This is a genomic window from Nocardioides sp. J54, from assembly GCF_000519005.1.
In the GTDB taxonomy this organism is placed as follows: domain Bacteria; phylum Actinomycetota; class Actinomycetes; order Propionibacteriales; family Nocardioidaceae; genus Nocardioides.
In genome coordinates this window covers 1-12941 of sequence record NZ_JAER01000064.1, presented here as the reverse complement: position 1 = coordinate 12941, position 12941 = coordinate 1, and the positions used below count along the sequence as shown (strand labels likewise).

Here is a 12941-nt window from a genome sequence, read left to right as displayed (position 1 = left end):
CAGGCCGACCTGATGATCGTCGCGGGCCGGGTGAGCCAGAAGATGGCGCCGGTCCTGCGCCAGATCTACGACCAGATGGCCGAGCCCAAGTGGGTGCTCGCGATGGGCGTGTGCGCCAGCAGCGGCGGCATGTTCAACAACTACGCGATCGTGCAGGGCGTCGACCACGTCGTGCCCGTCGACATGTACCTCCCCGGCTGCCCGCCGCGCCCGGAGATGCTCATCGACGCGATCCTCAAGCTGCACGACAAGGTCCAGCACGACACGCCCTTCGGCAAGAACCGCGAGGCGCAGGTCCGCGAGCTCGAGGCCGAGGCGCTGCGCGCGCTGCCGACCAGCGACATGAGGGGGATGCTGCGGTGAGCGACGACAAGCCCGCCCCGGACAAGCAGGAGCGCGCGGCCCAGCAGGACGCGAAGACCGGCCAGGAGAAGGCCGTCGAGCAGCCGGCCGCGACGCAGTCGCCCGAGAACGCGCCCGAGGCGCTGGGCGAGCCCGGCGTCGAGGTCCGCGCCGTCGGCGAGCGGCGCGGCATGTTCGGCGTCAAGGGCAGCGGCGACACCAGCGGGTACGGCGGCCTGGTGGCCCCGGTCGTGCTCCCCGGTGCCGCGCAGCGACCCTACGGCGGCTGGTTCGACACGGTCGCCGACAAGCTCGACGCGATGGTCGAGCAGGTCGTCATCCACCGGGGCGAGATCACCTTCCACGTCCACCGCGACAATCTCGTGGCCGCGATGAGGCTGTTGCGCGACGACCCGGAGCTGCGCTTCGAGTTCCTCTCCGGCGTGAGCGGCGTGCACTACCCCGGCGACGCGGGGCGCGAGCTGCACGCGGTCTACCACCTCGCGTCGTACACGTGGAACCGGCGGATCCGGGTCGAGGTCAGCGCCCCGGACGACGACCCGCACATCCCGTCGGTCGTGAAGGTCTACCCCGCGGCCGACTGGCACGAGCGGGAGACCTGGGACATGTTCGGCATCCAGTTCGACGGGCACCCCGCGCTGACCCGGATCCTCATGCCGGACGACTGGCCCGGCCACCCGCAGCGCAAGGACTACCCGCTCGGCGGCATCCCCGTCGAGTACAAGGGCGCCTCGGTCCCGCCGCCCGACCAGCGCAGGAGCTACAACTGATGAGCACCGGCACCGACTTCTACGCCGACCCGAGCGAGACCAGCGAGGGCCGGGTCTTCACCGTCACCGGCCAGGACTGGGACGAGATCGCCGCCGACATGGGCGAGGGCGACGCCGCCGAGCGGATCGTGGTCAACATGGGCCCGCAGCACCCCTCCACCCACGGTGTGCTGCGGCTGATCCTCGAGATCGAGGGGGAGACGGTCACCGAGGCCCGCTGCGGCATCGGCTACCTCCACACCGGCATCGAGAAGAACATGGAGTACCGGACGTGGACGCAGGGCGTCACGTTCTGCACCCGGATGGACTACCTGTCCCCGTTCTTCAACGAGATGAGCTACGTGCTCGGCGTCGAGCGGCTGCTCGACATCGAGGACGACATCCCCGAGAAGGCCCAGGTCATGCGGGTCCTGCTCATGGAGCTCAACCGGATCTCCTCGCACCTGGTCTGCATCGCCACCGGTGGCATGGAGATCGGGGCGCTGACCGTGATGACGATCGGCTTCCGCGAGCGCGAGCTGGTGCTCGACCTCTTCGAGCTGATCACCGGCCTGCGCATGAACCACGCGTTCATCCGCCCCGGCGGCGTCGCGCAGGACCTGCCGCCCGGTGCGCTCGACGAGATCCGCTCCTTCGTCGCCCTGATGAAGAAGCGCCTGCCGGAGTACGCCGCACTCTGCAACGCGAACCCGATCTTCAAGGCCCGCCTGGAGAACGTCGGCCACCTCGACCTCGAGGGCTGCATGGCGCTGGGCCTCACCGGGCCGGTCCTGCGCAGCACCGGCTACGGCTTCGACCTGCGCAAGGCCCAGCCCTACAGCGGCTACGAGACCTACGACTTCGACGTGCAGACCTGGGACACCGCCGACTCCTACGGCCGGTTCCGGGTGCGCCTCAACGAGATGTGGGAGTCGCTGAAGATCATCGAGCAGGCCGCCGACCGGCTGGCCCGCCTCGAGGGCGCACCGGTCATGGTCGCCGACAAGAAGATCGCCTGGCCCAGCCAGCTCTCGATCGGCAGCGACGGGATGGGCAACAGCCTCGACCACATCCGCCACATCATGGGCGAGTCGATGGAGGCTCTCATCCACCACTTCAAGCTCGTCACCGAGGGCTTCCGGGTGCCGGCCGGCCAGGCCTACGTGCCGGTGGAGTCGCCGCGCGGGGAGCTCGGGGCGCACGTCGTCTCCGACGGCGGGACCCGTCCGTTCCGGGCGCACTTCCGCGACCCGTCGTTCAACAACCTCCAGGCGATGGGCCTGATGAGCGAAGGCGGCCAGATCGCCGACGTCATCGTCGCCATCGCGAGCATCGACCCGGTCATGGGAGGCGTGGACCGCTGATGGCGACGAACCAGCTGGACGACAAGACGCTCACCGAGCTGCGCGAGATCGCGGCCCGCTACCCCGAGCCGCGCTCGGGGCTGCTGCCGATGCTGCACCTCGTGCAGTCCGCGCAGGGCCGGATCACCCCGGAAGGGATCGAGGCGTGCGCCGCGATCCTCGACATCTCCGCTGCGGAGGTCAGCGGCGTCGCGACCTTCTACACGATGTACAAGCGCCACGGCGTCGGCGACTACCACGTCGGCGTCTGCACCAACACGCTGTGCGCGGTGATGGGCGGCGACGAGATCTTCGCCCGGCTCAAGGACCACCTCGAGATCGGCAACGACGAGGTCGCGGTCAAGCGCCAGGGTGACTCCCGCACCGTCAGCCTCGAGCACATCGAGTGCAACGCCGCCTGCGACTACGCGCCGGTCGTGATGGTCAACTGGGAGTTCATGGACAACCAGACCCCCGAGTCGGCGGTCCAGATGGTCGAGTCGCTGCGCGCCGGCCACGAGGTCAGCTCCACCCGCGGCCCGCGGCTGTGCACGTGGCGCGAGGCCGAGCGGGTGCTCGCCGGCTTCCCCGACGGGCGCGTCGACGAGGGCCCGACGGCCGGCGAGGCCAGCCTCGCCGGGCTGAGGATCGCGCGCGAGCGCGGCTGGACGGCCCCCGACCCGGAGCAGGTCCCTGCCGTGGAGGCCGGGGAGGGCGAGGCATGAGCACGCTGACCCCGGTCCTCACCGACACCTGGGACGCCGAGCAGGGCTGGAAGCTCGAGACCTACGCCGCCCGGGGCGGGTACTCCTCGCTCGACGTCGCGTTCGCGATGAGCCCCGACGACGTGATCACCGCCGTCAAGGACAGTGGCCTGCGCGGTCGCGGCGGCGCCGGCTTCCCGACCGGGATGAAGTGGTCGTTCATCCCGCAGGACAACCCCAAGCCGAAGTACCTCGTGGTCAACGCCGACGAGTCCGAGCCGGGCACCTGCAAGGACATCCCGCTGATGATGGGCAACCCGCACGTGCTCGTCGAGGGCGTGATCGTCAGCTCCTACGCCATCCGCGCCAACAAGGCGTTCATCTACATCCGCGGCGAGGTCGTCCACGTCATCCGTCGCGTGCAGGCCGCGGTCGCCGAGGCGTACGCCGCCGGCCACCTCGGCAAGGACATCCACGGCTCGGGCTACGACCTCGACGTCGTCGTGCACGCCGGGGCCGGCGCCTACATCTGCGGCGAGGAGACCGCGCTGCTCGAGGGCCTGGAGGGCCGCCGCGGCCAGCCGCGGCTGCGCCCGCCCTTCCCGGCGGTCGCCGGCCTCTACGCCAGCCCGACGGTCATCAACAACGTCGAGTCGATCGCCTCGGTGCCTGCCATCGTCAGCAACGGCGCGGCCTGGTTCGCGTCGATGGGGACCGAGAAGTCCAAGGGCCACGGCATCTTCTCCCTCTCCGGGCACGTCCAGCGTCCCGGCCAGTACGAGGCGCCGCTGGGCATCACCCTGCGCGAGCTGCTCGACCTGGCCGGCGGGGTCCGCGAGGGCCACCAGCTGAAGTTCTGGACCCCCGGGGGCTCCAGCACGCCGCTGCTGACGGCCGAGCACCTCGACGTCCCGCTCGACTTCGAGGGCGTCGGCGGCGTCGGCTCCATGCTCGGCACCCGCGCGCTGCAGGTCTTCGACGAGACGGTGTGCGTCGTGCGGGCGGTGCTGCGGTGGACCGAGTTCTACAAGCACGAGTCCTGTGGGAAGTGCACGCCGTGCCGTGAGGGCACGTGGTGGCTGGTGCAGGCGCTGACCAGGCTGGAGCACGGGCAGGGCAGCGAGGATGACCTCGACCAGCTGCTCGACCAGTGCGACAACATCCTGGGCCGCTCGTTCTGCGCGCTCGGCGACGGTGCGACCAGTCCGATCTCCAGCTCGATCCAGCACTTCCGCGACGAGTACCTCGCGCACCTGAGCCACGGCGGCTGCCCGTTCGACCCGGCGCGGTCGACGGCGTGGGCCGGACAGGAGGTGTCGGCATGACGGAGAAGACCGTGGAGAAGGACGAGCAGTCCCGGGGCAAGGCCGTCGAGAAGACGGACCTGGTCACCCTGACCATCGACGGCGTCGAGGTCAGCGTCCCCAAGGACACCCTCGTCATCCGCGCTGCCGAGCAGATCGGCGTGCAGGTGCCGCGCTTCTGCGACCACCCGCTGCTCGCGCCGGTCGGAGCGTGCCGCCAGTGCCTGGTCGACATCCCCGACGCAGGCAACGGCCGCGGCTTCCCGAAGCCGCAGGCCTCCTGCACGCTTCCGGTCGCCGAGGGCATGGTCGTCAACACGCAGGTCACCAGCCCGGTGGCCGACAAGGCGCAGCAGGGCGTGATGGAGCTGCTGCTCATCAACCACCCGCTGGACTGCCCGGTCTGCGACAAGGGCGGCGAGTGCCCGCTGCAGAACCAGGCGATGTCCAACGGGCGCGGGGAGTCCCGCTTCTCCGACGAGCGCAACCGCGGGGTCAAGCGCACGTTCCCGAAGCCGATCAACCTCTCGCCGATGGTCCTGCTCGACCGTGAGCGCTGCATCGTGTGCCAGCGGTGCACCCGCTTCGCCGACGAGATCGCCGGCGACCCGTTCATCGCCCTGGTCGAGCGCGGCGCCCAGCAGCAGATCGGCATCGCCGAGGACGCGCCCTTCCTGTCGTACTTCTCCGGCAACGTCATCCAGATCTGCCCGGTCGGGGCGCTGACCTCGGAGCAGTACCGCTTCCGCTCGCGGCCCTTCGACCTCGTCTCGACGCCCGGCGTCGCCGAGCACGACGCCTGCGGCTCGGCCATCCGCATCGACCACCGCCGCGGCAAGGTCGTGCGCCGCCAGGCCGGTGACGACCCGGCGGTCAACGAGGAGTGGATCACCGACAAGGACCGGTTCGCCTTCGCCTACGCGCAGGCCGACGACCGGCTCACCTACCCCCAGGTGCGCGACGAGGACGGCTTCCTGCGCCCGGCGTCGTGGCCGGAGGCGTTCGTGGTGGCCGCCCGCGGCCTCGCCGCGGCGAAGGCTGCCGGCGGCGTCGGCGTGCTGACCGGCGGCCGGCTCACCGTCGAGGACGCCTACGCCTACAGCAAGTTCGCGCGGGTGGCGCTCGGCACCAACGACATCGACTTCCGCTCCCGCCCGCTCTCCGCCGAGGAGACGGCCTTCCTGGCCAGCCACGTCGTCCTCACCGGACCGGCCGACCCGGTCAACAGGGCGGTGACGTACGACGACCTCGAGTCCGCTGCGAAGGTGGTCCTCGTCGGGCTCGAGCCCGAGGACGAGGCCGGCGCGGTCTTCCTGCGCCTGCGCAAGTCGGTCCTCGCGGGCGGCACCGAGGTGGTCGCCGTGGCGCCGTACACCACCCGCGGGCTGGAGAAGCTCTCCGCGCGGCTGGTCCCGACCGCACCCGGCGACGAGGCGGCGGCCCTCGCGGGCCTCGCCGGCGAGCTCGGTGCCGACACGGTGCTGCTCGTCGGGGAGCGGCTCGCGACCGTCCCCGGCGCCCTGAGCACGGCGGCGTCGGTCGCCGCCGCGAGCGGGGCCCGGCTGGCGTGGGTCCCGCGCCGGGCGGGGGACCGGGGCGCGATCGAGGCCGGCTGCCTGCCGAACCTGCTGCCCGGCGGCCGCCCGGTGGCCGACGCCGGCGCCCGCGTCGACGTCGCCACCGCGTGGGGCACCGCCTCGCTGCCCGAGGCGGAGGGCCGTGACGCCGACGCCATCGTCGCCGCCCTGGTCGCCGGCGAGCTCGGCGGCCTGGTCGTCGCCGGCATCGACCCCGACGACACCGCCGACCCGGCTGCGACCCGCGCCGCGATCGACGCCGCCGGCTTCGTGGTCTCCTTCGAGCTGCGCCGCAGCGAGGTCACCGACGTCGCCGACGTGGTCTTCCCGGTCGCGCCGACCTCGGAGAAGTCCGGCACCTTCGTCAACTGGGAGGGCCGGGTCCGGTCCTGGGAGGCCGCGCTGCACCAGCCGTCCTCGCTCCCGGAGCTGCGGGCGCTCTCCGGGATCGCGGAGGAGCTCGCCCGCCTCGGCCAGGGCGCCCCGCTCGGCTTCCGCACCGTCGCCGAGGTCCGCGCCGAGATGGGCCAGCTCGGGCCCTGGGACGGCGAGCGCACCGCCGCCGCTCCCGCGGTCGCCGGGCCGGTGGCCCGCGACGCCGGCGCGTTCGCGCTCTCGACGTGGAAGCTCATGCTCGACAACGGCACGATGCAGGACGGCGACAAGTACCTCAAGGCCACCGCCCGCACCCCGGTCGCGCTCGTCACCCCGGACGTCTACGACGCGCACGGACCGACGGTCACCATCACCGGTGACCGCGGGTCGGTGACGCTGCCGGCCGAGATCGCCGACGACCTCGTCGAGGGCGTGGTGTGGGTGCCGGCCAGCTCGGTCGGGAACGGCGTGCTCGCCGACCTGGCCTCACCCGGCTCGCACGTGACCATCACCGGCGCGGAAGGGGTGCACGGATGAACACCTCCCTCGATGCCTTCGGCAACGACACCTGGTGGGTCGTCGGTCTGAAGACGCTGCTGATCTTCGTGATCCTGGTCCTGCTCACGCTCTTCAACATCTGGTGGGAGCGGCGCGTGGTGGCGCGGATGCAGCACCGCATCGGCCCCAACGTGCACGGCCCGTTCGGCCTCCTGCAGTCCCTCGCTGACGGCGTCAAGCTCGCCTTCAAGGAGGACCTGATCCCGAAGGCGGCCGACAAGATCGTTTTCGTGCTCGCCCCGGTCATCGTGGTGGTGCCGGCGTTCGTGACGTTCAGCGTCATCCCGTTCGGGCCCGAGGTGAGCTTCTTCGGCGAGACGACGCCGCTGCAGCTGACCGACATGCCGGTCGCGGTGCTCTTCGTCATGGCGATCGCGTCGATCGGCATCTACGGCATCGTCCTCGGCGGCTGGTCCAGCGGCTCGACGTACTCCCTGCTCGGCGGCCTGCGCTCCAGCGCGCAGATGATCTCCTACGAGGTCGCGATGGGACTGGCCCTGGTCGCGGTGTTCATGTACGCCGGCTCGATGTCCACCAGCGAGATCGTGGCCGCGCAGGACGACCTCTGGTTCGGGCTGATCCTGCTGCCGTCGTTCGTCATCTACATCATCGCGATGGTGGGCGAGGTCAACCGCGCGCCCTTCGACCTCCCCGAGGCCGAGGGCGAGCTGGTCGGCGGCTTCCACACCGAGTACTCCAGCCTGAAGTTCGCGCTGTTCTTCCTCGCCGAGTACATCAACATGGCGACGGTCTCGGCGCTCGCGACCACGCTCTTCCTCGGCGGCTGGCACGCGCCGTTCTGGATCGACGAGGTCTGGGCCGGCGCCAACGAGGGCTACTGGCCGCTGCTGTGGTTCTTCGGCAAGGTCCTCTTCTTCATCTTCGGCTTCATCTGGCTGCGCGGCTCGCTCCCGCGCCTGCGCTACGACCAGTTCATGGCGTTCGGCTGGAAGCGGCTGATCCCGATCGCGCTGGCGTGGATCATCGCCGTCGCCACCATGCGGGTCGCCCGCAACGAGGGCGCCTTCGAGGACGGCTTCAGCGGCAACCCGCAGTTCTGGATGATCGCGATCGGCATCGTCCTCGTGGTGATGCTGGTGACCTTCCTGGTGCCGGAGAAGACCGCCGAGGTGCCCACCGCGGTGCGCGCGCCGCGGTCGGGTGGCTACCCGGTCCCGCCGATGCCGGCCGGGGGAGCGGTCCGCGGTGCCGCCGCGCCGCTGACGTTCCGCGGCGACCAGTCGAGCTCCAACACGACCGATGCAGGGGTGAGCAATGGCTGACCAGCCACGCGAGACGGGCTCGAAGGGCCCCACGCTCAAGGAGCAGCTCTGGGACCCGGTCGCCGGGTTCGGGGTCACCTTCCGGACGATGTTCCGCAAGGTCGTCACCGAGCAGTACCCCAAGGAGAAGCTGCCGACCGCGCCGCGCTTCCACGGCCGCCACCAGCTCAACCGCTGGCCCGACGGCCTCGAGAAGTGCGTCGGGTGCGAGCTGTGCGCCTGGGCGTGCCCGGCCGACGCGATCTACGTCGAGGGTGCGGAGAACGACGACACCGTCGGCGCGGACGGTACGACGGGCCGCTACTCGGCCGGTGAGCGCTACGGCGCCGTCTACCAGATCAACTACCTGCGCTGCATCCTGTGCGGGCTCTGCATCGAGGCCTGCCCCACCCGGGCGCTGACGATGACCAACGAGTACGAGCTCGCCGACGACAGCCGGGCCAGCCTGATCTACGAGAAGTCCGACCTCCTCGCCCCGCTGCTGCCGGGCATGGAGCAGCCGCCGCACCCGATGCGGCTCGGCAACGACGACGACTACTACCGCGGGGAGTTCAAGGAGGCCGCGCAGTGACCGCCTTCTGGATCCTCGCGCCGGTCATGGTGCTGGCCGCCCTCGGCATCCTGTTCGTCCGCAAGGCCGTGCACGCCGCGCTGCTGCTGGCCGTGGTGATGATCAGCCTCGCGGTGCTCTACGCCGTGCTCGAGGCGCCCTTCCTGTTCGCGGTGCAGATCATCGTCTACACCGGCGCGATCCTGATGCTCTTCCTGTTCGTGCTGATGCTCGTCGGCGTCGACGCCTCGGACTCGGTGGTCGAGACCATCAAGGGTCAGCGGGTGCTGGCCTGGGCGACCGGCCTGGTGTTCGTCGTGGTGATGGTGGTCGGCCTGACCCAGCTCACCTTCGGCACCGCGGTCGGGCTCGAGGAGGCCAACGAGGGCGGCAACGTCCAGGCGCTCGCGAACCTGCTGTTCTCGCGCTACGTCTTCATCTTCGAGGCGACCAGTGCCCTGCTGATCACGGCGGCCGTCGGCGCGATGGTGCTGGCCCACCGCGAGCGGCTCACTCCGCGGCCCACGCAGGCCGACCTCGCCGCCGAGCGGATCCGCGACTACGCCGAGAAGGGCGCCCACCTCGGTCCGCTGCCCGCCCCCGGCGTCTACGCGCGCCACAACGCCGTCGACACCCCGGCGCTGCTGCCCGACGGCACGCCCGCCGCGGCGTCGGTGTCCCGCGTGCTCGCCGCCCGCGGCACCATGCAGTCCACCGGGCTGCGTGACATCGAGGTGATCAAGGACCAGCTCGGGGTCGACCCCGCCACCGCGCCGGAGACGGCCGGCAAGACCGCGGCGACCGGCTCGAGCGAGGAGAACGCCGCCCCCATCGGGTCGGCCGCCCAGCAGGAGGTGGACGAGTGACCGAGTACGTCGTGCTGAGCGCGATCCTCTTCACGATCGGCTCGATCGGGGTCCTCACCCGGCGCAACGCGATCGTCGTGTTCATGTGCGTCGAGCTCATGCTCAACGCCTGCAACCTCGCGTTCGTCGCGTTCGCCCGCCAGCACGGCAACCTCGACGGCCAGGTGGCTGCCTTCTTCGTGATGGTGGTCGCCGCGGCCGAGGTCGTGGTCGGGCTGGCGATCATCATGACCATCTTCCGCACCCGACGCTCGGCCTCGGTCGACGACGCCAGCCTGCTGAAGTTCTGAGGACGGCAATGCACGCACACCCCGCACTCGCGCTCGCCTCGAGCGAGACCCACGTCCCGGTCGTGGCGCCGACGTCCGCCGACGGCGTCCTCGACCTGCTCTGGCTGGTCATCGCGCTGCCGCTCGTCGGCGCGGCCGTCCTGCTGCTGCTCGGCAACCGGCGCACCCAGGGCTACGGCCACTGGATCGGCCTGGCCACCATCACGGCATCGTTCGTGCTCAGCCTGGTGTCCTTCTTCACGCTCCTCGGGCGCGACGAGGGCGACCGTCAGGTCGCGCAGCACCTGTGGACCTGGATGGAGGCCGGCCGCCTGGACGTCGGCTTCGACCTCCTCTACGACCCGCTGTCGGCGCTCTTCCTGCTGCTGATCACCGGCGTGGGTGCGCTGATCCACCTCTACTCTGTGGGCTACATGGCGCACGACCCGCGCCGCTCGCGCTTCTTCGCCTATCTCAACCTCTTCGTGGCCGCGATGCTCATGCTGGTCCTCGCGGAGAACTACGTGGGCCTGTTCCTGGGCTGGGAGGGCGTCGGCCTGGCGTCGTACCTGCTCATCGGGTTCTGGCAGCACAAGCCGTCCGCGGCCGCTGCCGCCAAGAAGGCGTTCGTCATCAACCGCGTCGGCGACATGGGCCTGGGCCTGGCGATCTTCCTGATGTTCGCCACCTTCGGCACCACCAGCTTCAGCGGCATCAGCGCGCTGTCGAGCGGCGCCACCGAGACCACCCTCAACTGGATCGGCGTGCTGCTCCTCGTCGGTGCGTGCGGGAAGTCCGCCCAGGTCCCGCTGCAGGCCTGGCTCCTGGACGCGATGGAGGGCCCGACCCCGGTGTCGGCGCTCATCCACGCCGCGACCATGGTCACCGCCGGCGTCTACCTGGTCACCCGCTCCAACTTCATCTTCGAGCTGGCGCCGACCGCGCAGACGGCCGTGGTCATCGTCGCCACCGTCACCCTGCTGTGGGGCGCGATCATCGGTTGCGCCAAGGACGACATCAAGAAGGGCCTCGCCGGCTCCACGATGAGCCAGATCGGCTACATGATGCTCGGCGCCGGCCTCGGCGTCGCAGGCTACGCCTTCGCGATCTTCCACCTGCTGACCCACGGCTTCTTCAAGGCCAACATGTTCCTCGGCGCCGGCTCGGTCATGCACGCGATGGACGACGACGTCGACATGCGCCACTACGGCGCGCTCAACAAGGCGCTGCCGATCACCTTCGCGACCTTCGCGCTCGGCTTCCTCGCCATCATCGGCATCCCCCCGTTCTCCGGCTTCTGGTCGAAGGACAAGATCATCGAGACCGCGCTGGTCGAGAACCCGGTCGTCGGCATCTGCGCCCTGCTCGGCGCCGGCATCACCGGCTTCTACATGACCCGCATGGTGCTGATGACCTTCTTCACCCGGAAGCGGTGGGCCGACGGCGTGCACCCGCACGAGAGCCCGAAGGTGATGACCATCCCGCTCATCGTGCTGGCCGCGCTGTCCGCGCTGGGCGGCCTGATGCTCGCCGGCAACTGGATCGTCGACTGGCTGAGCCCGGTCGTCGGCCACGCCGAGCACCACGACCCGCCGCTGCCGGTCATCGTGATCACGCTGATCACCATCGCGGTGGTCGCTGCCGGTGTCGCCCTGGCGTGGCTCCTCGTCGGCAAGCGCGAGGTGCCACGGGAGGCGCCGACGGACGTCTCCTTCGCCACGAGGGCGGCCCGCGCCGACCTGTACGGCGACGCGATCAACGACGCGGTCGTGGTGACGCCGGGCATGGCGGCCGTGCGCGGCTCGGTCGCGACGGACCGCTCGCTCGTCGACGGGCTGTTCACCGGGGGAGCGACCGTGGTCGCCGGAACCGGTGAGCTGCTCCGCCGGCTGCAGAACGGCTACGTCCGCTCCTACGCCCTCGGCATCCTCGTCGGCGCTGTCCTGCTCGTCCTGACCCTGGTGGCGGTGAACTGATGCTGAGTCTGCTCGTCTGGCTGCCCATCGTCGGCGCGGTCGTGGTGGCGTTCGCGCCGCGCGCGACCAGCAAGGCGCTGGGTCTGGGGATCGCGCTCGCGACGGCCACCGTCGCGGTCGTCGCGACGGTCCGCTTCGACGTCGACGGTGGTCGCCAGTTCCGCGAGGAGCACGAGTGGATCGAGGCGTTCGGCGTCCACTACGCCCTCGGCCTCGACGGCCTCGGGCTGCTGATGGTCCTGCTGACCGTGCTGCTGGTCCCGCTGGTGCTCGGCGCCGAGTGGTTCAAGGCCGACGACCCGCAGGGCGGGGGCGCCCGTGCGTTCGTCGCGTGGGCCCTGGCCCTCGAGGGCCTCTCCCTCGCGGTGTTCTGCGCGACCGACGTGTTCTTGTTCTACGTCGTCTTCGAGGCCACGCTGATCCCGGCCTACTTCCTCGTCGGCAGCTTCGGCCGCGACGGCCGGGGCGCCGCCGCGCTGAAGTTCCTGATGTTCCAGCTCGCCGGCGGCCTGATCCTGCTGGCGTCGGTCATCGGCCTCTACGTCGTCTCCGCCGACGCCGGCAACCCGTCGTACCTGCTCTCCGACCTCGAGCAGCTCGACATCGGCACCACGGAGGGCCGCTGGCTCTTCCTCGGCTTCTTCATCGCGTTCGCGATCAAGGCCCCGCTGTTCCCGGTGCACACCTGGCTGGCCGACACCACCGAGAAGGCGACGCCCGGCACCGGAGTGCTGCTGGTCTGCATCCTCGACAAGATCGGCACCTTCGGGATGCTGCGGTTCTGCCTGGGGATCTTCCCCGAGGCCTCGCAGTGGGCCACCCCGGTCGTCATCACGCTCGCGCTCATCTCGATCGTGTACGGCGCCCTGCTGGCCATCGGCCAGGACGACGTCTTCCGCCTCATCGGCCTGACCTCGCTGAGCCACTTCGGGCTGATCACGCTGGGCATCTTCACGATGAGCACGCAGGGCGGCACCGGCTCGATCCTCTACATGGTCAACCACGGCCTCGGCACGGCGGCGCT

General features: G+C 70.6%; 12 protein-coding genes. All 12 read left to right on the top strand.

Going from position 1 to position 12941, the window contains the following annotated elements; translation table 11 throughout:
• The coding region (locus NOCJ54_RS0122185) for an NADH-quinone oxidoreductase subunit B (RefSeq protein WP_028657227.1) at positions 1-363 on the top strand (363 nt) is incomplete at its 5' end.
• Entirely contained in the window at positions 360-1133 is a 774-nt protein-coding gene (locus tag NOCJ54_RS27675; RefSeq protein WP_084255622.1) for an NADH-quinone oxidoreductase subunit C, read from the top strand. The genes NOCJ54_RS0122185 and NOCJ54_RS27675, both read left to right, overlap by 4 nt.
• Positions 1133-2476, top strand: coding sequence for an NADH-quinone oxidoreductase subunit D (locus NOCJ54_RS0122175; protein WP_028657226.1), 1344 nt, complete (start codon positions 1133-1135; stop codon positions 2474-2476). Before NOCJ54_RS27675 ends, NOCJ54_RS0122175 begins: the two co-directional genes overlap by 1 nt.
• Complete coding sequence (gene nuoE, locus NOCJ54_RS0122170; protein WP_036519375.1) at positions 2476-3180, top strand: NADH-quinone oxidoreductase subunit NuoE; 705 nt, start codon at positions 2476-2478, stop codon at positions 3178-3180. The genes NOCJ54_RS0122175 and nuoE overlap by 1 nt, the downstream gene beginning before the upstream one ends.
• Complete coding sequence (nuoF, locus tag NOCJ54_RS0122165) at positions 3177-4484, top strand: NADH-quinone oxidoreductase subunit NuoF (RefSeq protein WP_028657225.1); 1308 nt, start codon at positions 3177-3179, stop codon at positions 4482-4484. The genes nuoE and nuoF overlap by 4 nt, the downstream gene beginning before the upstream one ends.
• Positions 4481-6952: an NADH-quinone oxidoreductase subunit G gene (locus NOCJ54_RS0122160; RefSeq protein WP_028657224.1), complete on the top strand. Its 2472-nt coding sequence runs from the start codon at positions 4481-4483 to the stop codon at positions 6950-6952. Before nuoF ends, NOCJ54_RS0122160 begins: the two co-directional genes overlap by 4 nt.
• Positions 6949-8256 carry an NADH-quinone oxidoreductase subunit NuoH gene (nuoH, locus tag NOCJ54_RS0122155; protein WP_028657223.1) on the top strand — a complete coding sequence of 436 codons (1308 nt, stop codon included), beginning with the start codon at positions 6949-6951 and terminating at the stop codon, positions 8254-8256. The genes NOCJ54_RS0122160 and nuoH overlap by 4 nt, the downstream gene beginning before the upstream one ends.
• Complete coding sequence (nuoI, locus tag NOCJ54_RS0122150) at positions 8249-8827, top strand: NADH-quinone oxidoreductase subunit NuoI (RefSeq protein ID WP_028657222.1); 579 nt, start codon at positions 8249-8251, stop codon at positions 8825-8827. Before nuoH ends, nuoI begins: the two co-directional genes overlap by 8 nt.
• Entirely contained in the window at positions 8824-9672 is an 849-nt protein-coding gene (locus tag NOCJ54_RS27670; protein WP_084255620.1) for an NADH-quinone oxidoreductase subunit J, read from the top strand. Before nuoI ends, NOCJ54_RS27670 begins: the two co-directional genes overlap by 4 nt.
• The gene (gene nuoK, locus NOCJ54_RS0122140; protein ID WP_028657221.1) at positions 9669-9962 is read left to right on the top strand and encodes an NADH-quinone oxidoreductase subunit NuoK; all 294 of its coding nucleotides are present in this window, start codon (positions 9669-9671) and stop codon (positions 9960-9962) included. The genes NOCJ54_RS27670 and nuoK overlap by 4 nt, the downstream gene beginning before the upstream one ends.
• Before the next feature lie 8 nt (positions 9963-9970).
• Positions 9971-11917 (top strand): NADH-quinone oxidoreductase subunit L, encoded by a 1947-nt coding sequence (gene nuoL, locus NOCJ54_RS0122135; protein WP_084255618.1) that lies wholly within the window; start codon positions 9971-9973, stop codon positions 11915-11917.
• Positions 11917-12941 (top strand): complex I subunit 4 family protein (locus NOCJ54_RS0122130; protein ID WP_028657219.1); only part of this gene is annotated, 1025 nt, incomplete at its 3' end. The genes nuoL and NOCJ54_RS0122130, both read left to right, overlap by 1 nt.